This window comes from Bacillus sp. MC1252, from assembly GCF_056838025.1.
Genome location: NZ_CM166369.1, coordinates 1147228 through 1168570 on the forward strand (window position 1 = coordinate 1147228; position 21343 = coordinate 1168570).

Consider the following 21343-nt stretch of genomic DNA (forward strand, 5'->3'; position numbering starts at 1 on the left):
ATTGGGGGAAATTTCATGGACAAAAAACAATGGGATCAATTCCTCGCACCGTATAAACAAGCAGTCGAAGAATTAAAAGTGAAACTAAAAGGCATTCGAAAGCTGTATGAATTTGAGGATGACCATTCACCAGTAGAATTTGTCACAGGCCGAGTGAAACCCGTTGCCAGCATATTAGAAAAGGCAAAGCGTAAAAACATCCCGATGCATGAGATTGAAACCATGCAGGATATTGCTGGGCTTCGCATTATGTGCCAGTTTGTAGAAGATATACAAGTTGTGAAAAAAATGCTCCAGTCACGAAAAGACTTTGTGGTTGTAGATAAACGCGACTATATTGCAGAACATAAAGAAAGCGGATACCGCTCGTACCACCTTGTTGTGTTATATCCGCTGCAAACAGTCAACGGAGAGAAGCAGCTCCTTGTCGAAATCCAAATTCGTACGCTTGCTATGAACTTTTGGGCGACCATCGAGCATTCTCTGAATTATAAATATAGCGGGAATATCCCAGAGAAGGTCAAACTGCGCCTTCAAAGAGCTTCTGAGGCAGCATCTCTTCTTGATGATGAGATGTCTGAAATCAGAGGGGAAATTCAAGAAGCACAAGTGGCATTTTCCCGGAAAAAGAAAAACGATAGCTGAGCCTAAGCTTGATCAAATATGATGCTGCCCTCTCATAGCAGCAAGGTGGAAAAGGAGAAGAATTCATGAAATTTGCAGTTTCTTCGAAAGGGAATTCTGTATCTGACACACTTAAAAATAAAATTCAGACCTACTTATTGGATTTTGGAATGGAATTAAATGAAGAGGAACCGGATCTTGTCATTACTGTTGGAGGAGACGGAACCCTTTTATATGCCTTTCACCGCTATAGCAACCGCCTGAATGAAACGGCTTTTGTTGGTGTTCATACAGGTCATCTTGGTTTTTATGCTGATTGGGTGCCAAGTGAAATCGAAAAGCTTGTCCTAGCGATTGCCAAAACACCTTATCATATTGTGGAATATCCGATTCTTGAAGTCATCGTCAGATACAACGATGGCGGCCGGGAAGAGAAATATTTAGCAATGAATGAATGTACGATTAAAAGTATGGAAGGTACGCTTGTGGCAGATGTTGAAATTAGGGGTCAGCTTTTTGAAACTTTCAGAGGAGACGGTCTTTGTTTGTCTACGCCATCTGGCAGTACGGCCTATAATAAAGCACTTGGGGGCGCCATTATCCACCCTTCCATTAGAGCCATTCAGCTGGCAGAAATGGCCTCAATCAACAACAGAGTATTCCGTACGGTCGGTTCACCGCTGATTTTGCCAGACCACCATACTTGTGTAATCAAACCAATTAATGATGTTGATTTTCAGGTAACAATTGATCATTTGTCGCTGCTTCATAAAGATGTTAAATCTATTCAATGCCGGGTGGCAGACGAGAATGTTCGTTTTGCCCGATTTAGACCATTTCCGTTTTGGAAAAGGGTGCAAGATTCCTTTATCGGAAAAGGAGAATAAGAAAGAGGTCGTTCTCGCTGGAATACTTTACGTTAACCAAAACCATGACAGCCAAAGAAAAGGGGCTGCTCTTAAAGGACTTTTTAATTGATCTTGGCATTTCAAAAAGAATGCTGACGGATATTAAATTTGATGGCGGTGATCTGCTGATTAATGGAGAGCATGTCACCGTGAGATACGAGCTTCACGAGGGAGACAGGCTCACCATTTTATTTCCTGAGGAAAAAGTGAGTGAAGGTCTAAAACCAGCTCCGATTCCGCTGGATATTATATTTGAGGATGAGCATGTGCTTGTGCTGAATAAAAAGCCATATATCCCATCCATTCCTTCTAGAGAGCATCCTGAGCATAGTATTGCAAATGGTCTGCTTTACCATTATGCTGAGCAGTCTGTGCGGCTGACGGTTCATTTGGTGAGCCGTCTTGATCGTGATACATCTGGCGTGATGCTTGTCGCCAAACATCGCTTTGCACACAGCCTTTTATCAAAAGCGCAAAAAGAAGGGGAGGTCAAGCGAACGTACAGAGCTTTTACACAGGGCATAATTGCACAAAAGCACGGAACCGTTCGTGCAAAAATTGCCCGAAAAGGGGATAGTATCATTGAACGCATGGTCGATGCGGCTGGCCAGGAGGCAGTGACGCATTATACAGTACGACAGGTAGACGCTGATTTGAACATGTCGGATGTGTCTCTTGTACTTGAAACTGGAAGAACACATCAAATTCGTGTGCACATGCAATATCTTGGTCATCCGCTCATCGGTGATACGCTGTATGGCGGAACGAGCGAGCGGATAGACCGGCAGGCGCTGCATAGTGAAACCCTTATCTTTCCTCATCCGATGACAGGTGAGCAAATGACATTTTCGGCTCCATTGCCAGCTGACATGAAGGCACTGCTTCTTTAAACAATGAAAACCCGGTCACCTGCAAAGCAGGGCCGGGTTTTTATGATGTGAAATGCTGGAATCTAGAATCATCATAAGGCATAGATGAAGGGACAGAGACAGTTTCAAGCTCAGGATATTGAAGAGCCGACAGCTGATTTCCAAAAACGCAGCCTGTATCAATATTGACTGTTTTGCCAACGAATCGAGGTTCTTTCACCGGTGTATGACCGTAAACAATCCACGGTTTTCCTTCATATTCCTTTGCCCAATCCTTCCGCACAGGTCGTCCATCTGGCCAAGTCTCTCCTGTGACAGCGCCAAATAATAGATAGGATCGCATCTGTTTATTCGGCTCCTTTCCAATATCCTTTTCCTTCATCGCTGCGTGTGCAATGATCAGCTCATCTGGGATCAGCACATCATAAAGCGGAGCCTTCTCAAATAACTGTTTAAATTCATGTGATAATTTGTTTTTTTCATGAAGCGGCAGTTTTTTTATTTCGTTCACTGTTGTTTCAATGCCATGCAGTAATTTAACGGGATTTCCTTTCAAATAGCGATAAAGCTTAAAGCAATGGTTTCCAGGCACGTAACGGATCGCTCCATGTGAATAGGCATGTATGACAAATTGCATCACGTCTACTGATTGAGGGCCTCGATCTGTTAAATCACCGACAAGTGCTAGCGTTCTCTTATCAGGATGGACGGGTAATCCATGTTTGAGTTCGTATCCTAGTTTGTATATGAGGGTAAGCAGCTCTTCGTAGCAGCCGTGGATATCACCAATGATATCGAATTTCATAAGGTTTCCTCCTGATCTTTCTCATCCATTCATCGGGTATAAAGAAGTTTGAATTTTAGAACATATAACGAATGGCTTTCATTTCATTTAGGCAATTGTTAGAATCAATGCTTTAACGTAAGACTTAAAAGATTAAACATCAATGTTAGGAGGCTTTAGCCAATGGAGCATACATCTGTTTCATCACTCGTTGTCGTTATTATTGTCGCCTTTTTCACCCCCATTTTATTGCACCGATTTAAGTTGACCATTCCGGTCGTTGTCGCTGAAATTATCATGGGGCTCATCATTGGAAAAAGCGGGTTTCAACTGGTTGTCGAACATGATGCATGGCTAGATACGTTATCCATGCTCGGTTTTATTTTTCTGATGTTTTTAAGTGGACTTGAAATAGATTTTTCTTCTTTTGAATCAAAGAAGAAAGCACGAGAACTTCCAAATGGTTTAAAAGAACCAAATACGTTTAAAGCAGCCACCATAATTTTTCTTGGGGTATTTTGTATTTCCTTTATCCTGTCCTATGCGTTTGTACTTGCAGGGTTTATTCAAAATGCCTTTTTAATGACACTCATCATTTCCACCATCTCATTAGGTGTAGTGGTTCCGACCTTAAAAGAGGAAAAGTTGATGCAGACGAATATTGGTCAAATCATTCTGCTTGTGGCCGTCATTGCAGATTTGGTGACAATGATTTTACTTGCTGTGTTTTCCTCCATTTATGGCGATGGAACAGGGAACATGTGGCTTCTGCTATTATTATTTGCAGCAGGCATTCTTCTTTATTTATTTGGCCGAGTATTTAAGACAAAATCCATTTTTCAGTCCATGTCAAAAGGAACGGTGCAAATTGGGACAAGGGCAATCTTTACTCTCATTATAGTCTTAGTTGCCTTATCTGAATCACTCGGTGCTGAAAATATTCTTGGGGCGTTTTTAGCAGGCGTGCTCGTGTCCCTTCTTTCGCCAAATAAAGAGCTTGTTCAGCAGCTGGACTCATTTGGTTACGGATTTTTAATCCCGATCTTTTTTGTGATGGTCGGTGTGGACTTGAATATATGGGCGCTGTTCAAGGACCCAACCATTATGATCATGATTCCGCTATTGTTTATTGCATTACTGCTTAGTAAGCTAATTCCAATTCTTTATTTGAAAAAATGGTATGACATGAAAAAAGTCATCGGCTCCGGCTTTTTATTAACATCGACGTTATCACTCGTCATTGCAGCTGCGACGATTGGGGAGCGGCTCGGTGTCATTGATCATAAAATGTCAGGCGCACTGATTTTAGTCGCTGTGCTGACGAGTATTTTAACGCCTGTTTGGTTTAAAGCGCTGTTTAAAAAAGAACAAGAAGCGAATCAAAAAAAGCGTGTGACCTTTATTGGCGCAAACCAGCTGACTTTACCTGTGACACTTGACTTGCATCAGGATGAATATGACATCCGTATTTTGCACGTTTTTCAAGAAAATAAAGAAGCACTGCTTGCCGATTCGATCTTTGAAGTTGAAGCGATTGAAGAGTACGACGATGAGACGCTGAGAAAGGCAGGCATCGGCCGGGAGGATGTTCTAGTCGTAGCAACAGGCAGCGAGACGCAAAATAAGGAAATTGCTTTATTTGCAAAAGAAGAAGGAGCGAAACAAGTCATTGCTAGTGTCAACAAAGCTGAGGCAGAGCTGACATTGAAGGAAGCGGGTATTGATACGTTTTCGAATTTCCTATCATCTAAAACGGTGCTAAGAGCCTTGATTGAAGCACCAGATGCGATTCGATTGTTAACAAATGAGGATACTTCCTTGTATCAAATTCAAATGAACAATCATCGGTATCATAATGTCATGCTGAGGGAATTTCCGTTTATCGGTGATTTGGTCTTTGTCCGTATTTTCAGAGGGGTAGACAGCTTAGTACCGCACGGAGATACGACGCTCAGAAGCGGAGACCGCGTGCTTGTGTCAGGTTCCCGGGAGTATGTAGCAGGACTTAGAGCCCAATTAGAGTTGCAATGAACCCTTGACCAATGAACAATTCCTGATTAAGATAGAGGTACAACATTATATGTTTGATCCACTAGGGGAGTCCTTTAAAAGGGCTGAGATAAAAGTGTCGACTTTTAGACCCTCATTACCTGAACAGGTTCATACCTGCGTAGGGAAGTGGTGCGGTTTTTGACTATGCTTTTTACAAATTCCAAGCCACTTTCCACGCGGAAAGTGGCTTTTTTATATGAAGAAACAGGAGGAGAGAAACATGACATTTTCAAAGGAATGTAAAGAGGCAGCAGCAACATGGTGGAATGGAAGCTTTACGCATCCTTTTGTGAAAGGGATTGGAGATGGCACACTTTCACTCGATCGGTTCACCTATTACGTGATGCAGGATTCGTATTATTTAACTCATTTCGCAAAGATGCAAGCATATGGAGCTGCCATTAGTGAGGACTTACATACGACGGGCAGAATGGCGTATCATGCGCAGGGCACGTATGAAGCAGAGCTATCGCTGCATAGAAAGTTCACAGAGCTGCTTCAGATCTCTGATGAAGCACTTGAAAGCTTTAAGCCTTCACCCACTGCTTATGCGTATACCTCACATATGTACAGGTCTGTGAAAAGCGGACGATTTGAAGAAATTTTAGCCGCGTTATTGCCGTGCTACTGGCTATATTATGAGGTGGGAGAAAAGCTGAAACAAACGACACCTGACCATCCGATTTATCAAGAATGGATTTTGACATATGGAGGAGATTGGTTTAAAGAGCTTGTCTTTGAACAGGTCAACCGCTTTGATGAACTTGCGGAAAAAGCACCAGAACATGTGCGGGCCAATATGAAAGAAAATTTTGTGATTTCAAGCTATTACGAATACCATTTCTGGGAGATGGCGTATAAAAAAGAAACGTGGCAAACAGCATGCTTGGATGGGGTTGGTGCAAATGGAACTCCACGCAGTGACAAATGATTCGTTTCCGGTCAATGAGCTGATCAAGCAAATAAAAGCCATTGAATCTAAAGTGGACTTTATTCATATCCGGGAACGGTCTAAAACAGCAAGTGAACTTGTTGATCTCGTGAGACAACTCCTTTCAGAAGGTGTACCGAAAGAGAAACTCGTTATCAATGACCGAGTAGACGTTGCGCTGCTCACCAATATTCACCGGGTACATCTCCCAGGTCACAGCTTTTCGCCAAAGGAGCTGCGACAAAAATTTCCTCACCTTCATGCGGGTGTGTCTGTTCATTCGATAGAAGAAGCCAAAGCGGCCGAGGAAAGTGGTGCAGAGTATGTCATGTTTGGGCACATATATGACACCTCATGTAAACCAGGGCTTAAGGCGAGAGGCGTAAAGCTTGTGGAAGAACTGACTTCTGCGCTGTCCATTCCGGTGGTGGTCATTGGTGGATTGACGCCTGATCGAATCCCGGACTTGATGCATGTGAATGTGAAAGGGATTGCTGTCATGTCGGGAATTTTCACACACCATCAGCCGCACATCATGGCGCAAGCATTTTCTAAAAAGCTAAAGGAGAATCCTTATGAAAAAGCATTATGACATTGCAATCATTGGCGGTGGAATCATAGGGATGTCAATTGCCTATCACCTTGCAAAAGCAGGAAAGCAGGCTCTATTACTTGAGGCAAATGAGATAGGGAAGCAAACGACGAGTGCGGCTGCTGGAATGCTTGGTGCACATGCTGAAGGAGAGGGTCATGAGGATATTTTCTTTCAGGTAGGCAGAGCAAGCCAGACATTATATGAAAAATTAAAAGTCGATCTTCAGCATGAATCAGGCATTGATATTCGGACATCAGTGGGCGGTATTATGAAGGTGGCCTTTACAGAAGAAGAAAAACGTGCACTTTGCCGGATGCAGCATTTGTCCACGTTTCAATGGCTTGAAGCAAGTTGTGTGAAAAAACGTATGCCGCAAATCGCAGATGACATCATGGGAGCAGGTTTCATTGAAGAAGATGTTCATGTTGAGCCTTATGCGGTATGCAGGGCATTGTGGCAGGCGGCTGTTCGGTACGGGGCGGATGTGAAGGAGTTTACACCTGTGATCGAAGTCAAACGGGACAAAGATGTATTAACTGTCAGAACAGCTAAAGGCACATTCACATGTGATGACCTTACGATAGCAAGTGGTGTATGGTCTGGCCGCTTTTTTGAAGAGCTGGGGTTACCTTATTCTCTCTATCCAGTAAAAGGAGAATGTGTGTCTGTGTGGAATAGTGGTCCAGCGCTCGCACACACCATTTACCATGATCATTGTTATATCGTTCAAAGAGATAGCGGAAAGCTGGTGATTGGTGCAACGATGAAGCCAAATGAGTGGCAGGCTGTTCCAACACTTGGCGGCATTGAAGCTGTGATTCAAAAAGCGTCTCAGCTCATGCCTTCTATCAAGGAGATGCCGATTGAAGAGTGCTGGGCAGGTCTTCGTCCGGCGACAAGCGACCGGCATCCCTATATCGGAAGACACCCGGAAGATGAGCGTATCCTTTTTGCGACGGGACATTACCGGAATGGCATTTTACTTGCGCCAATTACTGGAGAAATTATTCGAGACCTGATATTAGGCGAGCCTGTCCAAGAGGAATGGCTTCAAGCGTTTCGCATTGGTCGAAAGGAGGCATTGTTCGTATGAAAATTCAATTAAATGGCAGAGTGGTTGATTTCGATAAAGAGAATGGAACGATCTATGATCTGCTATCAGCCTATCAGCTTGAAAATCGTGTGGTGATCGTCGAAAAGAACCAAGAAGTTATTGATAAAAAAACGTTTCAACAAGTAGAAATTCAACCAAATGACACGATTGAAATCGTTCACTTTGTAGGAGGAGGATGACAAAATGCTACACATTGGCGGAAAAACATTCACATCAAGACTATTACTTGGTACAGGAAAGTATCCATCATTTGAGGTTCAAAAGGAAGCAGTGAACGTATCAGAAGCTGAAATTTTGACCTTTGCTGTGCGAAGAATGAACATTTTTGAAGCATCTCAGCCGAATTTTTTAGAGCAGCTTGATTTATCAAAATATACATTACTTCCAAATACAGCAGGCGCAAGTACAGCGGAAGAAGCGGTGCGTATTGCCCGTTTAGCGAAGGCTTCGGGGCTGTGTGACATGATTAAGGTAGAAGTGATTGGCTGTTCAAGATCCCTTCTGCCAGATCCAGTCGAAACGCTAAAAGCATCTGAAATGCTATTGGAAGAAGGTTTTATCGTGCTGCCGTATACATCAGATGATGTGGTACTGGCAAGAAAATTAGAAGAAATCGGTGTTCACGCCATCATGCCAGGGGCCTCTCCAATTGGTTCAGGTCAAGGCTTACTAAACCCTCTGAATCACTCATTTATTATCGAGCAGGCGAAGGTGCCGGTCATTATTGATGCGGGCGTAGGCTCTCCTAAGGATGCGGCTTATGCGATGGAACTAGGGGCTGACGCTGTATTGCTGAATACTGCTGTGTCTGGTGCAAAGGACCCTGTGAAAATGGCAAAAGCGATGAAGCTGGCCATTGAATCAGGAAGATTAGGTTTTGAGGCAGGACGTATTCCGTTGAAAAACTATGGTACAGCCAGCAGTCCGCAGGAAGGGATGCCAGCATTTTGAGCACACGTTATTCACGCCAAGAGCTTTTTCGGCCGATCGGAACAGATGGGCAAGAGCGGCTAAACGCCTCAAAGGCTGTCATTATTGGAGCGGGGGCCCTAGGGACAGCTAGTGCTGAAATGCTCGTTCGAGCTGGCGTGGGCTCTGTCACCATTTTGGATAGAGATTATATTGAATGGAGCAACCTTCAGCGTCAGCAGCTTTACACAGAGCAAGATGTACAAGACAGGCTGCCAAAGGCTGTGGCGGCTGAAAAAAGACTCAAGCAGGTGAACAGTGAAGTCCGTGTAAGAGGAATCGTCATTGATGTGACCGCTCAAAATATTGATGAACTCGTCAGCGGGGCTTCGATCATTGTGGATGCAGCGGATAATTTTGAGGTGCGAATGATCGCAAATGATGCGGCCATCAAACATCAAATCCCTTTCCTTTATGGAGCCTGTGTAGCCAGCTATGGCATTCAATTCACTGTCATTCCGGGAGAGACGCCGTGTTTACACTGCTTGCTTGAGCATTTACCTGCACAAGGCATGACATGTGATACAGCTGGTATCATTAGTCCGGTTGTGCAGCAGGTGGCGGCATATCAAGTGGCAGATGCTCTTAAATGTTTAACAGGACATCAAGTGACTCCGATATTAAGATCCTTTGATTTATGGACAAATGAACGGTCTGACATTCGGTCCATCTTGTCTTTAAAGAAGGAGCAATGTCCAAGCTGTGGACTGAAGACATATCCATTTCTCTCATATGACCAGAGAGCGAAGGCAGACGTACTTTGTGGCCGCAATACGGTGCAAATCCGCAGTGCAGCAGGGACGCCACCGCCTTTACATGAAGTGGCCATTCGGTTAAAGAAAGCAGGAATGGACGTGCTTGAAAATCCGTATTTGCTTTCTTGTCAAAAGGATGAGTTCAAGCTCGTCTTATTCAAAGATGGCAGGGCGCTTGTACATGGTACAAGTGATATTGTCAAAGCGAGAACCATTTATCATCAATGGATTGGCTAATGAGAGGGTGTGATGAAATGACGATTAAAAAGGCATTAACCATCGCGGGTTCTGATTCTGGCGGCGGAGCAGGCATTCAAGCAGATTTGAAAACCTTTCAGGAGCTCGGGGTGTACGGAATGTCTGCGATCACAGCGATTACAGCGCAAAACACACTTGGTGTTCATGGTATATATCCGCTTTCTATCGAGGCGCTCAAAAGTCAAATAGATGCAGTGGCAGAAGACTTACTGCCAGATGCCGTCAAAACGGGGATGCTGTGGAGTGCTGAAATGATCAACACGGTCGCTGAAAAAACGCTTCAATATCAGATGAAGCTGATTGTAGATCCAGTCATGATTGCAAAAGGCGGGGCTTCTTTATTAAATGAAGATGCTGTCTCTGCAATGCAAACACACTTGCTGCCTGTCAGCTATGCAGTAACACCTAATCTTCCTGAGGCAGAAGTGCTGACAGGCATACGCATTCAGACAAAAGAGGATCGCTACCTAGCAGCAGAACGTCTTTATGAGCTCGGCACGAAATACGTTTTGATCAAAGGTGGACACGGTCCATCTGACGGCCTGATCACAGACCTGTTGTATGATGGAAAAGGCTTTATTGAAGTCACAAATGAACATATTGATACACCACATACACATGGCACAGGCTGTACTTTTGCAGCGGCATTAACAGCGGAAATAGCCAAAGGATGTCCCATGAAGGAAGCCTTTGAAACAGCAGAAACCTTTGTCCATGAAGCCATCAAATATCCTTTGCATATTGGCGCTGGTCACGGGCCTACCAACCATTTTGCTTATCAGCAAAACAGGATCAAAGGATAAAAAATTGGACCGTCTTCACTTGTGGGGACGGTCTCAGTGTGTAGACAAACCCTCGCATTCTTTGTCAGTCCTGCGTGCTGGTGCTCACAAATGTCAAATTCGCTCCATGCCAGTACTCGTCCTTCCTAGACTTTAAGGGCTTTCAATCACGCTGAAAAGAAGACAAAGGGCTAAAAAGAAACTTTCTTTCATCGGAAATTGTCAATATCTTATGATCTGTGATAATATTATGATCAGGTACTAATACTATGTCTTGAAAAAATAGGAGGCTTTAATACATATGAACTTTTCTTTAGAAGGCCGTAATATTGTGGTGATGGGTGTTGCCAATAAACGAAGCATTGCGTGGGGGATTGCTCGCTCACTTCACGAAGCAGGAGCACGTTTGATTTTTACTTACGTTGGAGACCGTCTTGCTGAATCTGTAAAAGAGCTTGCAAGCACACTTGAGCGTGATGATTCAATTATTCTTCCTTGTGATGTGACAAGTGATGAAGAAATTGAAAAATGCTTTGCAACAATTAAAGAAAAAGTACAAGTGATTCATGGTGTTGCTCATGCGATTGCATTTGCAAACAAGGAAGAGCTTGTCGGTGAATATTTGAACACGAACCGTGAAGGTTTTCTTTTGGCGCACAACATTAGTGCATACTCATTAACAGCAGTAGCAAAAGCTGCACGTCCATTGATGACAGAGGGCGGAAGCATTGTGACGCTTACATACCTAGGCGGTGAGCGCGTTGTATCTAACTACAATGTAATGGGTGTAGCGAAAGCAGCACTTGAAGCAAGTGTGAAATATTTAGCAGCTGATCTAGGAGCAGAAGGTATCCGTGTGAACAGTATTTCTGCTGGCCCAATTCGTACTCTATCTGCAAAAGGAATCAGCGGCTTTAATACGATCCTGAAGGATATTGAAGAGCGTGCACCGCTTCGCCGTACAACAACTCCTGAAGAAGTTGGCGATACAGCATTATTCTTATTCAGTGATCTATCTCGCGGCATGACAGGTGAGAATCTTCATGTTGATTCTGGCTTCCATATCATTGCCCGCTAAGCGAATAAATGACTTGCAGCATACCAATGACTGGTATGCTGTTTTTTATTTTTCTTCTGATTTGAAGCATCCGTTCATATATATAAGGAATGAATCATTCGGGAGGGATCAGTATGTCAAATAAAGGTGATGAGAATCAAAAGCCGCTTATGTATATTGTTCAGCCGAGCTATGATGAATCAAAGCCGGCCATGCAAGATATGGTGAGAAAGCGAAAGAAGTCAGAAAAACCGTCAGAAAACAAAAAAAGCGCTAAAGAACCGATCGGAGAAAGCGAACAGGAACCTGTATCACAGGAAGTAGAGCAAAAAAAAGAAGAAGAGCCGCCTGCACTTCAGCAAGAACAAGAGAGCACAGAAGAAGCAGAGCTTATACAAGAACGAGAGCCCCTGAAAGAAGAGGAAAAGCAGCCAGAAGGCGTATTTCATGAAACAAAAGAAGAACCAAGAAGAAAACGAGTGAAAAAGCCTTTAAGTCAAATGAACATTGACGAGAAGGTCGATTTTCTGACAAGTCTGCCTCATAATATGCCAAGAGCACTTTGCCTTGTCGAAGCCGATGGTAAAACATACAGAGGGATTATCATGGATAGAGAAGAAAATACGGTGATCATTCGTACTGCAGGCGGCGGAAATCCAGTCGAATTGGCGATTGATGAGATCTCCTCGATTCATCCGCTTGGTTTTTAATGAATATGAAAAAAGTCCCATTTAGGGACTTTTTTTGTTAGCAGCTACGGTTGATGAGTCGTGGATTTAAGCACTCGATTGCGCAGAAGCAGTCAAGATCCACTTCGATGCAATACTTCGATTTTTCCAATCGGAACACATCACATACGGAATCTTTATCTGTAAAATCTAAAATATGACGGTCTTTGTCAAATGCAATAAGCAAGCTGAGTGTTGCGCAGTGATCAGAGATGTGTTCGACTCTGAAAAATGCAGTGCTGAAGCAAGGTCCTGCATCTACTTCTCCGACGTTTCCGAATGCGACAAATGGTTTTGATTTGGATGTAAATAGAACAAACGGGACAGTGTCACCTAATGAATGTGATGGAGAAAGGAGATTGCTGTAACAGCTAGTCGGGCAATCTTCTTCGACGGCATTTTGTAAGTCATTAATGTTTTCAACAGCCTCTGCTACACAGTTCCATGAATGTTTGCGGCTCATATTCAACCCTCCTATACAAGGAATTTTGTTTGAGTATTTGAGCACTGTCATCATCTACAAGCGATATGTTGTGTTGCGCCGGTTGAAGCCTTTTGGTTCAATCAATGCGGAAGCGGCAGCTTTTTTGCTGACTGCTCCGCATGATTGGTTGTCATTCGTAAGGAAGGGGATGCTTCGACTCATGACAAGTTAGGTCAACGGACGATTTGTTTAGCTGTGGTGATGATGTTTTTTATCTTTCGTTGGCATGACTCTGTCTACAAGTTCTGGGTTTAAACATTGGATCGCGCAGAAGCAGTTCAAATCAACCTCGATACAAAAGTCCGTTTTTTCTAAACCAAAGAAGTCAGGGTCACAAGGGTGACACACGCTCAGCGTATGTCCGTGTACATCAACAGGTCTTAATACAGATAATGTGGCACAGCAGTCATTTAATTTTTCAACCCGGAAGAAGATGGATTCGAAGCATTGGCAATCGTCAACAAATCCTCCAATGTTTCCGAAAGTAGAGAACAATCCGCCCTTTTTATCAAAAAGTAAAAACGGAATTGTATCTTTTCCAGAAACTGTCGGGCTTAATAAATTACTGTAGCAGCTCGTAGGACATTTATCTTCTACAGCTTCCTGCTCTGCTAAAATCTTATCAACCGCATCGCATACACAGTTTTCATCATGTCGGCCATGGTGTTTTCCGCAGCTCATGGATTTCAGCTCCTTTAACAAGGTATTTGACTTTAGTCCTTAACAACATATGTATGCGCCCTCTAGTTGGTGTGGGTAAATGACTAATTATATTTGATGTATTTTTAATAAAAAGAAAAGCAGAGCTTTTCGCTCTGCTTTTGTACATTAGAGGATACCAATTGCAACGATTGTCGCAACAAGTGTCTGAGTAAGTGTTTGGATTGCGATCGAGATGTCTGCATCGATTGTAGATACTGTAACGTTTCTTGAATTTTCGATGACAAGTTTTTGACGGTTTGTTTGTTTGTGAGTAGCGGCTTGCAAGAGATCTTGAGTAACGCGGTCAGCCAAATCACCATCAGCGATTGAGATGTTTGTAATTGTGATAATCGCTGTTTGAACAGCTACTTGGATAGATGCTGCAACTTGTGCGTCAACAGAAGATACGTTAATGTCACATGAGTCTCTGACGATAATGACTTCCTCAGATGTCTGCTTTGTTACACTCACTTGATCAAAGTCTTGTAAGACGTCTTCGTCATTATAATAGTGGCCGTCACAAACAGCTTTTCTTTCGTAGTTGTAATCGCCGTGGTGTGTACAGTTACGATCTAGAGCGACCCAAGAGTATGGTTTAGAATCCATTTCTTTTCCTCCTTCCGTTTACTTTATTAAATGCTGGAATGAACTGTTTTGTCTCGGGCATTTACCCTAGCAGGCAACCCATTTTTATTTAATCGTTGTTACGCTGCGCATCACGGCGCTGCTGAATACGATTTCGAAGCGAATTTCGTTTTGGGCGCACTTGTGATTCAGGCTCGACTTCTTCAAGATGTTTTGCTGCTTCAGCCTGCCTTTTTTTCTCCTGCTGCTGTTCTACGAAATCATTCGCCTTCTTTTGTAGGTCCTCAACTAATTTCAGAATCATTCTTCTCTGATCATCTGAGATATTTGCTTTCTGATCATCGGTGATATTGTTTTTGTTTAAAATATCACTCACAAGAAGGCTTGTTAATGGATCAACATCAGTATTGATTTGAAAATCCTTTTTTTCGTTCTCTTCAGCCACGATTATTTCACCTCTTTCATACGTAATGTTAGAAAAAGAAAGGGTCAAAGAATGCCGGCTTCAACTAAGAGTACATTCAGTGTTTGAGTGAGAATTTGTACGGAGTTTAGAATGGATGCATCAGATAATGTAATCGTGACGTTATAGCAGTTGATGATTTGAATCACAGTTTTCTTTTGGACTGTCACTTGTTGTGTGGATAAAAGCTGCTCTGTGATGTCTGTAGCCAATTCATCGTCTGGTACAAGAATTTGAATTAAAAGAGTAATGATTGTCGTTACGGTCGCTTGAAGGGAGAGTGCAGCTGTTACATCTGTTTTATGAATCGTGACATTTTCAGAATCCTTGATTTCGATGAAATCATCATAATTGCTGATTAATTCGTTTAACAGTTGTGTGTATAATAAATCAGCACTTTCTTCAATAGACAATACTTTCACTCCTTTCTTATCTATACATTATTTAATGCAGCAGAGGCTCAAGGTGGAATCGGAAAGCGTGAAAAAGTACAACCCAATTTTATTTCCGCTCGATTCATCATGGCGGTCTTTCTTTTTGCATATATAAAGAAAGGACGGAAAAAGAAGAAAGAAGGAGGTGGAGGTTCCTGAGTGGTGCTTTGTCATTTGCTATATTTGCCCTCGCATCCTTTAGACTGACGAGGCTGATTGTGTTTGATACCATTACTGCCCCTTTCCGCCGTCTATTTCATGAAGAACAGGAAGAGGTAAACGAACAAGGTGAGGTCGAGACATATATCATCATCAAAGGAAAAGGACTGCGGTCTTGGGTAGGAGAGCTGTTAAGCTGCTATTGGTGTACTGGCATGTGGTGCACTGCTGCTTTACTTGTGATATACATACTTTTTCCTGTCATCAGCATGTGGCTAAATTTACTATTAGCGATTGCCGCAGCAGCAGGCATGATTGAAGCGGTCGTGTCGAAGCTTGTGAAATAAACAGGCATTCTGATCAGACACGCTTAAAAAAAATGCATATACTAACATGGAATAGGAAAGGAAGGGTTGCGATGAAACCAACTGAAACGCCGTCACATATGCTTCAAGGTTATCCAGCGCAGTCAAATCAACAATCTGTTCATACGAAGAAAATCAAGAAGACTGGCTGCGGCTGTGGAAAGAAAAAGAAATATCAATAGTAGCAAAAACAAAAGCCGGATTTATCCGGTTTTTTTGTTGCCTTTTTTTGAGTTCTGCATATGAAAGAGAGAAGGGGTGACCAGAATGGACGCATTCGAACAATTAATCGGCTCTTTGTTCACTAAACCGCATGATGGGAAAGAACAAGCGCACGAAAAGGTTGAAATGGATCTAGCTGATAAAGCGAATGATCTTGAGCAGCACTTAAAGGTATTTGGCGACAAGATGGATGCTTTTGCAAAGGAAACAGAGGCATTCATGATGCGTCATGGAGACACGGCTTACGTATTTAAACAGCAAAAATAAAATTTCCGCACTTTTTTATGTGATCGTCCAAACCATTTCTTGTTTTTTTCATATTTTGTAATGGAGTAGAGGAGGTGCTTAAATATGAGTTGTTACGGTTACGGTGGCGGTTATGGCGGCGGATACGGCGGCGGCTATGGTTCAACATTCGTTCTTGTCGTCGTGTTGTTCATTCTTCTAATCATCGTTGGTGCTTCTTTCTTTAACTAAACAGTAAGAAGGTGAGGGAAGCAATGGGGGAGCCTTTTGCTTTCCTTTCTCTTTGGTCAAACAAGGCCTTAGGATAGGCACATATCTCGCCTATTTTCATATAGTAAGGTGATTACTCCACAAAGAGGAGGCAAATGAATGGATAATAAATTCTTTAAAAGCGTCGAAAATAAAACAGGTGTGAATATGAATGATGTCTTTAAGCTTGCAGGTTCATTGCAAAATGCCAATTTTAAAGATGAGGCGACTGTTCGAGGCGTCATTAAAAAAGTAGCGCAGCTTGCAAACAAACGTGTACCTAAAGAGATGGAAGACAAAATCGTTCAATCGATTACAAGTGGGAAAGAAAAGCTTGATTTCAATACAATCGCTAAAATGATGAACAACAAAAAATAAACAACAGGCTCTCCGTTCAAAGGGGGGCCTGTTGTTTTTGTGTGAATCATTCACGATTTTTCTTTAGAAGAGGGTACAAAAAGCGAGAACGATGAGCGGTTTTCCCTCTTCTAAATGATGGAACAGATAAATAGAGAGATTGTTCTGCTCTTGTCATAGCAACATATAATAAGCGCCGCTCTTCTTCAATAGCTTCCTCATCACCGCTTCTCAGTTCATCAAGTGAGAAATCATGGGGCAGTGCCCCGTCGACCACACAAGTGATGTACACCGTTTGGAATTCAAGTCCTTTTGCACGGTGAATCGTCATGAGCTGAACACCTGGTTCATCTGTTTTTTCCTTTTCAGCAGACTTCATGTGTTCGGCATGTGCGAGAAAGGCTTCAATTGTTTCAAAGCGTTTTGCAGCTGTTTTCACATCACGTACATCATCTGCCCCTTTTTCAAGCACATTCGTATCGTTCACACGTTTTTTTAAGTAATCACCAAGTCCCATCTTTTGTTCAATAAACGCCACAGCGTCAGACGGCTTTAACGTTCGTAAGGTTCGGAACAGGGGAACGATCGATTGGAGCTTTTTACGCTGAAACGGCTGAATGTCTGTTAGTTTTCCAAGGGCGTCTACCATTGAACAATCCTCCGTGATGGTCAGCGCCTTCAGGGTGTTCAGTGTCTGCTGCTTTAAAAAGAAGACCGGCAGCAGCTGTTTCATTGCAGCCACATCATCTGCATCCTGACTTAAAGAAAGAAAGGCGAGCAGCACTCGAACAATTCGTCTGCTGTAAAAGGCTTTCACGCCAGCATCTGTCTCATACGGAATCGCCGATTGATGCAGCCGCTCATAAATGGCGCGTCCTCCCGTATTGGTTCTAAACAGCACGCAGACATCATTCGGCTTTGCTCCGTTTTTAATTTTTTCCTGAATATCTGCCACAATCATGGTCGCTTCCTCTTCCTCGTCATATGGATAAAAGAGAGTGGGAGGGATTTTCTCCGCACGAACAGCTTTTAACGTCTTCGCGTAACGATGCTGGTTCCTTTTAATAATGGCATCTGCACTTGCGACAATTGTATGGTGAGAACGATAATTCGCATGTAAATGGACGATCTGAGCTGAAGGATAGTCCCGTTTGAATTCAAGAATGAAAGCAGGGTTGCTGCCCCTAAAGGCATAAATGGCTTGATCATCATCACCTACACAAAATAGCTGCTCTGATTCTCCGGCTAAAAGCTGAATCAACTGATATTGAACCGGATTAATATCCTGAAATTCATCAACTAAAATATATTTGAATCGTTCTTGATATCGTTTGAGAAGTTCAGGCTGTTCCGTCAGCATGTGTAAGCAGGCAATGGCCATGTCATCAAAGTCAAATTGCTGATGGTCCCGTTTCTGCTGTTCATACGATTGATAGATCGTCCAGATTTTTTTGTCCTTTTCATCTTTTAGCTCAGGAAGTTCGCCTGGTAAACAGGCATTTTTCCAATAGCCGATCGATTGTAACACTTGATCGGTAGGGTAGTCCTTCTCATCAAGTCCTTCATTCATGATTGCTTTCCGAAGGTACTGTTCCTTTTGCCAGTCGAACTTGATCAGGTGCTGGCCGTTCCATCTGTTCGGATCATCTTGAAGCAGCATTTTATAAAAAAGACTGTGGAAGGTGCCCGTCACAACTTGGTTCGCTTGTGATGGATGAAGCTGGTATTGCTTGCGCAGTCTTTCTTTCATTTCACTGCTGGCTTTTGTAGTGAAAGTGACGAGTAATATATGGTGAGCAGGGATTTGATGGTGTGAGATCAGATAAGCCGCTCTAGCCGTCAGCACCCTTGTTTTCCCGCTTCCGGCACCAGCCAGAACAAGCATTGGACCATCTTTATGTGTGACAGCTTGAAGCTGCGGCGCGCTAAAGGTGATTTGAGGAAAAAGGTCAATGGTATGTACTTGTTCATTCTCTTCTAAATGTAAGGCTTCGCTAAATTGAATCGACCTTGGTTCCTGCCAATCATACGATTCCTTTGTTTGCGAGATGACCTGTTTGCCAGTTGGAAAACGGAAGCTGCCAAGTTCTTTGTAGGAAGCACTTTCCTCTGGTTCTTTCTTTTTTTTCATGTTGTCTTCTTGTTCTTCTGCTTTTTCGCACATCTCTTGCTGAGACGTTTGCTTATGAATAAAGGCAGGCTCTTCATGTATATTTAATCTGAAAAAGACGGGTTGTCCGCAATATGGGCAAGATAAGTGCCCTTTTTTCCCCTCATCATGGAGGAATTGATAATGTTCTCTCGAATACGTATGTAATGAGATCGTTCGATCATGTCGTCGTGCGCAATTCAAAGCTAGTCCTCCAATAGTCAATCAATCTTTAAAAGAAACAAATCTAATCATATCAAATGAAGCGTGTTTCAAACAGTCATATTTAGGGAATAGTAGAATAGAAGAGAAGCAAAGGAGGCGTTCTTGATGGGATATATAGCCCCGATTCAGCCGGATCTGTATTTTCAATATATCAATCGTCCTGCTCCTCAGGATAAAGAAGACTATGCGAAAGTGACAGAGGTCACTCGCACCTTTCATGACAAGGTATACAGAGAGCTGGAGAAAAAAGAGGACTTAGTGACAGAAGCAGAAACGAAAGTACAGCAAAAAAAGCGGGAACGCTTTGTACGAGATATGTTTATGGAGGAAGGAAAGGGCATTCATATCAATGCGTATATATAAATGATTGCGCTTTCTTACCTTGACGAACGATAATGAATAATGAAAAGCCAGAGCATCCATGATGCCCTGGCTTTTCTCTTTGATCAAACAGATAGTGTTTTTGTCATTTTGACATGTGTGATACCCGCTTCTTCAAATGGTTCAGAAACGGCTTTGTAGCCTTTCTTTTCGTAGAAAGGAAGAGCTTGGACTTGTGCATGCATAACAGCTTCCTTCGCTCCCTTGGAAGCGGCCTCTGTTTCTAGCGCCTCTAGTAGTCTGTGACCAAGGCCAAAAGAGCGCGCCTCTTTTAGCACACAAATCCGTTCAAGCTTTGCCTTGGGACCTTCAATCATACGCAGTCTAGCGGCTGCCTGCGGCTGATTGTCATCGTTATAAATGACAAAATGGGTGGCTTCGTCTTCTAGTTCATCAATTTCGATCTCTAAAGGAACTTCTTGTTCTTTTACGAACACTTCTTTTCGAACGTAATATGCATCTTCTCGTTGTGTTTGTGCTTTTGCGATGACTGTTTTCAAATGTCTTTATCCCTCTCCTAAAATAAATGTTTCATAAACGGTCCAAGATCCATTCTCTAATTGATATAAAAGATGGAAGCGGTCAACCGTTTCTTCATGATCAATCTTTCTCAGCTTTAATGTGCCAAGTATGTCTGAATGCTCATCATCTGATAATGTTTGAGCCACTGTTACATGCGGAACAAATGCATATTCCGGTGTGCCAGCAAGTGAGTCAGTGTACAATTTTTCATTTAGACCCATTAAGTCCTCGTTCGGTTCTACTTTCATATAAATGACGTTGTTTACAGGAGCGAATGAACTGAATTTTTTAATACGTAAGGTAATGGGAGAAGCATTTTTTGCATACTCTCGCAAGGTTGAAACGATCTCAGCTGCTTCTAGATCCGTTAATTCAAAAGGTGTTCTTAATGTTAAATGAGGCGGTATGAGTGCATAGTTCGGATCATAACGTTTCCGATAAGAGTTCGCAATATCTTGCAATTTTTTTGATGGAAATATAACAACTCCGTATTTCATCATGTTCCCTCCTGATTAAGAAAGTATTTATTATTGTTTATTATAACAAAATTCAGTTGATTAACGAATATGGGAGCATTCTTTTTAACGAAGGGGCAATGAGTGGCTGCCAAAACGTCCATTTATGATCCCCTTCGAATGTCTCAAATAAATAATCCGCACCAGACTGTTCAAGAAGGGCCTTTAAGTCTGCGTTCGGTTTGATAAAATCAAGCACTTGGCCATCTGTTGTTTTCACAGCCGTTTCTTCCGATCCAATTTGATGGATAATGGCATAATGAGAAAGTGCTGTTGACTGTTTGACGGCTTCTAAGACCGACTCATCAACATATGGAGACTGCAAAATCAGCCCGCCAAATAAAGAAGGATAATCAATGGCTGTCATGAGTGAAATCGTAGCGCCTAGTGAATCACCAATGAACGTACGTCCTGACCCAATTTGATACGTTGGATAGTGTTCATCAATATAAGGGACAAGTTCATTTGCCAAAAAGCGTTTATACGCCTCAAACTTTGTGCCATCTGGATGATACGTATCTCGCCTTTCAGTGACATTTTCGTAAGGAACACCAATGATAATCGAGCGTTCTATTTCTTTATTTTGCATCAATTCTTCCGCCTGTCTGCCTATTTTACCTAAGCGGAAATAATCATGACCATCTTGTGCAATGATGACATGATATGTATAAAGCGGGGAGTAATTGACTGGCAAATAGATTAAAACGGTCATGTCCGTCCCAAGTTCTTTTGACTGTAAGGTTTCTTCTTGAATGATTCCTGTTTTCTTCACCATAATCCATTCCTCCAGCTAACCAAATTCATCACAAGTGAAACGTTTCCATTCATTGTAACATGAAAGACAGCGTTGTTCCTATAT

29 protein-coding genes and 1 riboswitch are annotated in these 21343 nt (G+C 42.6%); of the genes, 19 read left to right on the forward strand and 10 right to left on the reverse strand.

Going from position 1 to position 21343, the window contains the following annotated elements:
* Positions 1–15 precede the first annotated feature (15 nt).
* From yjbM to ACYH0L_RS05685, 3 genes are all read left to right on the forward strand, one after another.
* Positions 16–645 (forward strand): GTP diphosphokinase, encoded by a 630-nt coding sequence (yjbM, locus tag ACYH0L_RS05675; RefSeq protein WP_099727579.1) that lies wholly within the window; start codon positions 16–18, stop codon positions 643–645.
* A 65-nt stretch (positions 646–710) separates the two neighbouring features.
* Positions 711–1511, forward strand: a complete 801-nt coding sequence (locus tag ACYH0L_RS05680; RefSeq protein ID WP_008355343.1) for an NAD kinase — start codon at positions 711–713, stop codon at positions 1509–1511.
* Positions 1512–1528: 17 nt separating this feature from the next.
* Positions 1529–2422, forward strand: coding sequence for an RluA family pseudouridine synthase (locus ACYH0L_RS05685; protein ID WP_180275518.1), 894 nt, complete (start codon positions 1529–1531; stop codon positions 2420–2422).
* A gap of 40 nt (positions 2423–2462) precedes the next feature.
* Here ACYH0L_RS05685 and prpE read toward each other — a convergent pair whose 3' ends face one another.
* Complete coding sequence (prpE, locus tag ACYH0L_RS05690; RefSeq protein WP_099727577.1) at positions 2463–3206, reverse strand: bis(5'-nucleosyl)-tetraphosphatase PrpE; 744 nt, start codon at positions 3204–3206, stop codon at positions 2463–2465.
* 162 nt (positions 3207–3368) lie between these two features.
* Here prpE and ACYH0L_RS05695 point away from each other — a divergent pair, with 162 nt between their 5' ends.
* The 10 genes from ACYH0L_RS05695 (at position 3369) to ACYH0L_RS05740 (ending at position 12408) form a co-directional block, all read left to right on the forward strand.
* Complete coding sequence (locus ACYH0L_RS05695) at positions 3369–5216, forward strand: monovalent cation:proton antiporter family protein (RefSeq protein ID WP_099727576.1); 1848 nt, start codon at positions 3369–3371, stop codon at positions 5214–5216.
* A 53-nt stretch (positions 5217–5269) separates the two neighbouring features.
* Positions 5270–5379: riboswitch (TPP riboswitch) on the forward strand.
* A gap of 78 nt (positions 5380–5457) precedes the next feature.
* Complete coding sequence (tenA, locus tag ACYH0L_RS05700) at positions 5458–6168, forward strand: thiaminase II (RefSeq protein ID WP_099727575.1); 711 nt, start codon at positions 5458–5460, stop codon at positions 6166–6168.
* Positions 6143–6760 carry a thiazole tautomerase TenI gene (tenI, locus tag ACYH0L_RS05705; RefSeq protein ID WP_099727574.1) on the forward strand — a complete coding sequence of 206 codons (618 nt, stop codon included), beginning with the start codon at positions 6143–6145 and terminating at the stop codon, positions 6758–6760. The genes tenA and tenI overlap by 26 nt, the downstream gene beginning before the upstream one ends.
* Positions 6744–7856, forward strand: a complete 1113-nt coding sequence (thiO, locus tag ACYH0L_RS05710) for a glycine oxidase ThiO (RefSeq protein WP_099727573.1) — start codon at positions 6744–6746, stop codon at positions 7854–7856. Before tenI ends, thiO begins: the two co-directional genes overlap by 17 nt.
* Positions 7853–8056, forward strand: coding sequence for a sulfur carrier protein ThiS (thiS, locus tag ACYH0L_RS05715; RefSeq protein WP_099727572.1), 204 nt, complete (start codon positions 7853–7855; stop codon positions 8054–8056). Before thiO ends, thiS begins: the two co-directional genes overlap by 4 nt.
* Before the next feature lie 4 nt (positions 8057–8060).
* Positions 8061–8828, forward strand: coding sequence for a thiazole synthase (locus ACYH0L_RS05720; protein ID WP_249705212.1), 768 nt, complete (start codon positions 8061–8063; stop codon positions 8826–8828).
* Positions 8825–9838: a thiazole biosynthesis adenylyltransferase ThiF gene (locus ACYH0L_RS05725; protein WP_249705213.1), complete on the forward strand. Its 1014-nt coding sequence runs from the start codon at positions 8825–8827 to the stop codon at positions 9836–9838. The genes ACYH0L_RS05720 and ACYH0L_RS05725 overlap by 4 nt, the downstream gene beginning before the upstream one ends.
* Positions 9839–9855: 17 nt before the next feature.
* Complete coding sequence (gene thiD, locus ACYH0L_RS05730; protein ID WP_249705214.1) at positions 9856–10662, forward strand: bifunctional hydroxymethylpyrimidine kinase/phosphomethylpyrimidine kinase; 807 nt, start codon at positions 9856–9858, stop codon at positions 10660–10662.
* A 280-nt stretch (positions 10663–10942) separates the two neighbouring features.
* On the forward strand, positions 10943–11719 hold the full coding sequence (gene fabI, locus ACYH0L_RS05735) for an enoyl-ACP reductase FabI (protein WP_003211867.1): 777 nt from the start codon (positions 10943–10945) through the stop codon (positions 11717–11719).
* Between the two features lie 113 nt (positions 11720–11832).
* On the forward strand, positions 11833–12408 hold the full coding sequence (locus ACYH0L_RS05740) for a CotO family spore coat protein (RefSeq protein ID WP_249705215.1): 576 nt from the start codon (positions 11833–11835) through the stop codon (positions 12406–12408).
* Between the two features lie 37 nt (positions 12409–12445).
* Here ACYH0L_RS05740 and ACYH0L_RS05745 read toward each other — a convergent pair whose 3' ends face one another.
* The 5 genes from ACYH0L_RS05745 to ACYH0L_RS05765 all read right to left on the reverse strand — a co-directional run bounded on the left by ACYH0L_RS05745 (position 12446) and on the right by ACYH0L_RS05765 (position 15082).
* Entirely contained in the window at positions 12446–12889 is a 444-nt protein-coding gene (locus ACYH0L_RS05745; RefSeq protein WP_008348434.1) for a CotY/CotZ family spore coat protein, read from the reverse strand.
* A gap of 210 nt (positions 12890–13099) precedes the next feature.
* Positions 13100–13591: a CotY/CotZ family spore coat protein gene (locus ACYH0L_RS05750; protein ID WP_099727567.1), complete on the reverse strand. Its 492-nt coding sequence runs from the start codon at positions 13589–13591 to the stop codon at positions 13100–13102.
* Positions 13592–13738: 147 nt separating this feature from the next.
* The gene (locus tag ACYH0L_RS05755) at positions 13739–14218 is read right to left on the reverse strand and encodes a spore coat protein (RefSeq protein ID WP_099727566.1); all 480 of its coding nucleotides are present in this window, start codon (positions 14216–14218) and stop codon (positions 13739–13741) included.
* Positions 14219–14306: 88 nt separating this feature from the next.
* Positions 14307–14642 carry a spore coat protein gene (locus tag ACYH0L_RS05760; protein WP_099727565.1) on the reverse strand — a complete coding sequence of 112 codons (336 nt, stop codon included), beginning with the start codon at positions 14640–14642 and terminating at the stop codon, positions 14307–14309.
* A 44-nt stretch (positions 14643–14686) separates the two neighbouring features.
* Positions 14687–15082, reverse strand: a complete 396-nt coding sequence (locus tag ACYH0L_RS05765; protein ID WP_230030893.1) for a spore coat protein — start codon at positions 15080–15082, stop codon at positions 14687–14689.
* Between the two features lie 167 nt (positions 15083–15249).
* Here ACYH0L_RS05765 and ACYH0L_RS05770 point away from each other — a divergent pair, with 167 nt between their 5' ends.
* The 5 genes from ACYH0L_RS05770 (at position 15250) to spoVIF (ending at position 16713) form a co-directional block, all read left to right on the forward strand.
* Positions 15250–15600: a DUF1360 domain-containing protein gene (locus ACYH0L_RS05770; RefSeq protein ID WP_099727564.1), complete on the forward strand. Its 351-nt coding sequence runs from the start codon at positions 15250–15252 to the stop codon at positions 15598–15600.
* Between the two features lie 71 nt (positions 15601–15671).
* Complete coding sequence (locus ACYH0L_RS05775) at positions 15672–15800, forward strand: hypothetical protein (RefSeq protein WP_256499472.1); 129 nt, start codon at positions 15672–15674, stop codon at positions 15798–15800.
* An 85-nt stretch (positions 15801–15885) separates the two neighbouring features.
* Positions 15886–16107, forward strand: a complete 222-nt coding sequence (locus ACYH0L_RS05780; RefSeq protein ID WP_099727563.1) for a hypothetical protein — start codon at positions 15886–15888, stop codon at positions 16105–16107.
* Between the two features lie 84 nt (positions 16108–16191).
* Complete coding sequence (locus ACYH0L_RS05785; protein ID WP_099727562.1) at positions 16192–16317, forward strand: YjcZ family sporulation protein; 126 nt, start codon at positions 16192–16194, stop codon at positions 16315–16317.
* Positions 16318–16455: 138 nt separating this feature from the next.
* A complete protein-coding gene (spoVIF, locus tag ACYH0L_RS05790; RefSeq protein WP_003212292.1) occupies positions 16456–16713 on the forward strand; it encodes a sporulation-specific transcription regulator SpoVIF in 258 nt (85 codons plus the stop codon).
* Positions 16714–16759: 46 nt separating this feature from the next.
* Here spoVIF and ACYH0L_RS05795 read toward each other — a convergent pair whose 3' ends face one another.
* The gene (locus ACYH0L_RS05795; protein WP_482354419.1) at positions 16760–19045 is read right to left on the reverse strand and encodes a UvrD-helicase domain-containing protein; all 2286 of its coding nucleotides are present in this window, start codon (positions 19043–19045) and stop codon (positions 16760–16762) included.
* 126 nt (positions 19046–19171) lie between these two features.
* Here ACYH0L_RS05795 and ACYH0L_RS05800 point away from each other — a divergent pair, with 126 nt between their 5' ends.
* The gene (locus ACYH0L_RS05800; RefSeq protein ID WP_230030892.1) at positions 19172–19429 is read left to right on the forward strand and encodes a hypothetical protein; all 258 of its coding nucleotides are present in this window, start codon (positions 19172–19174) and stop codon (positions 19427–19429) included.
* An 83-nt stretch (positions 19430–19512) separates the two neighbouring features.
* Here ACYH0L_RS05800 and ACYH0L_RS05805 read toward each other — a convergent pair whose 3' ends face one another.
* Genes ACYH0L_RS05805 through ACYH0L_RS05815 form a run of 3 tightly spaced genes read right to left on the reverse strand, consistent with a single transcriptional unit; the run spans position 19513 to position 21259 of the window.
* The gene (locus ACYH0L_RS05805) at positions 19513–19947 is read right to left on the reverse strand and encodes a GNAT family N-acetyltransferase (RefSeq protein WP_099727559.1); all 435 of its coding nucleotides are present in this window, start codon (positions 19945–19947) and stop codon (positions 19513–19515) included.
* A gap of 6 nt (positions 19948–19953) precedes the next feature.
* Positions 19954–20466: a YjcG family protein gene (locus ACYH0L_RS05810; RefSeq protein WP_482354481.1), complete on the reverse strand. Its 513-nt coding sequence runs from the start codon at positions 20464–20466 to the stop codon at positions 19954–19956.
* Positions 20467–20518: 52 nt separating this feature from the next.
* A complete protein-coding gene (locus tag ACYH0L_RS05815) occupies positions 20519–21259 on the reverse strand; it encodes an alpha/beta hydrolase (protein WP_099727557.1) in 741 nt (246 codons plus the stop codon).
* Positions 21260–21343 lie beyond the last annotated feature (84 nt).

Bases quoted from the DNA above. Each gene is read 5' to 3' on its own strand.
- ACYH0L_RS05800 (WP_230030892.1), top strand. From the start codon at position 19,172: ATGGGATATATAGCCCCGATTCAGCCGGATCTGTATTTTCAATATATC.
- ACYH0L_RS05815 (WP_099727557.1), bottom strand. From the start codon at position 21,259: ATGGTGAAGAAAACAGGAATCATTCAAGAAGAAACCTTACAGTCAAAA.
- spoVIF (WP_003212292.1), top strand. From the start codon at position 16,456: ATGGATAATAAATTCTTTAAAAGCGTCGAAAATAAAACAGGTGTGAAT.
- ACYH0L_RS05750 (WP_099727567.1), bottom strand. From the start codon at position 13,591: ATGAGCTGCGGAAAACACCATGGCCGACATGATGAAAACTGTGTATGC.
- ACYH0L_RS05740 (WP_249705215.1), top strand. From the start codon at position 11,833: ATGTCAAATAAAGGTGATGAGAATCAAAAGCCGCTTATGTATATTGTT.
- ACYH0L_RS05720 (WP_249705212.1), top strand. From the start codon at position 8,061: ATGCTACACATTGGCGGAAAAACATTCACATCAAGACTATTACTTGGT.
- tenA (WP_099727575.1), top strand. From the start codon at position 5,458: ATGACATTTTCAAAGGAATGTAAAGAGGCAGCAGCAACATGGTGGAAT.
- prpE (WP_099727577.1), bottom strand. From the start codon at position 3,206: ATGAAATTCGATATCATTGGTGATATCCACGGCTGCTACGAAGAGCTG.
- ACYH0L_RS05785 (WP_099727562.1), top strand. From the start codon at position 16,192: ATGAGTTGTTACGGTTACGGTGGCGGTTATGGCGGCGGATACGGCGGC.
- ACYH0L_RS05810 (WP_482354481.1), bottom strand. From the start codon at position 20,466: ATGAAATACGGAGTTGTTATATTTCCATCAAAAAAATTGCAAGATATT.
- thiS (WP_099727572.1), top strand. From the start codon at position 7,853: ATGAAAATTCAATTAAATGGCAGAGTGGTTGATTTCGATAAAGAGAAT.
- tenI (WP_099727574.1), top strand. From the start codon at position 6,143: ATGGAACTCCACGCAGTGACAAATGATTCGTTTCCGGTCAATGAGCTG.
- ACYH0L_RS05680 (WP_008355343.1), top strand. From the start codon at position 711: ATGAAATTTGCAGTTTCTTCGAAAGGGAATTCTGTATCTGACACACTT.
- ACYH0L_RS05775 (WP_256499472.1), top strand. From the start codon at position 15,672: ATGAAACCAACTGAAACGCCGTCACATATGCTTCAAGGTTATCCAGCG.
- ACYH0L_RS05755 (WP_099727566.1), bottom strand. From the start codon at position 14,218: ATGGATTCTAAACCATACTCTTGGGTCGCTCTAGATCGTAACTGTACA.
- fabI (WP_003211867.1), top strand. From the start codon at position 10,943: ATGAACTTTTCTTTAGAAGGCCGTAATATTGTGGTGATGGGTGTTGCC.
- thiO (WP_099727573.1), top strand. From the start codon at position 6,744: ATGAAAAAGCATTATGACATTGCAATCATTGGCGGTGGAATCATAGGG.
- thiD (WP_249705214.1), top strand. From the start codon at position 9,856: ATGACGATTAAAAAGGCATTAACCATCGCGGGTTCTGATTCTGGCGGC.
- ACYH0L_RS05695 (WP_099727576.1), top strand. From the start codon at position 3,369: ATGGAGCATACATCTGTTTCATCACTCGTTGTCGTTATTATTGTCGCC.
- ACYH0L_RS05745 (WP_008348434.1), bottom strand. From the start codon at position 12,889: ATGAGCCGCAAACATTCATGGAACTGTGTAGCAGAGGCTGTTGAAAAC.
- ACYH0L_RS05780 (WP_099727563.1), top strand. From the start codon at position 15,886: ATGGACGCATTCGAACAATTAATCGGCTCTTTGTTCACTAAACCGCAT.
- yjbM (WP_099727579.1), top strand. From the start codon at position 16: ATGGACAAAAAACAATGGGATCAATTCCTCGCACCGTATAAACAAGCA.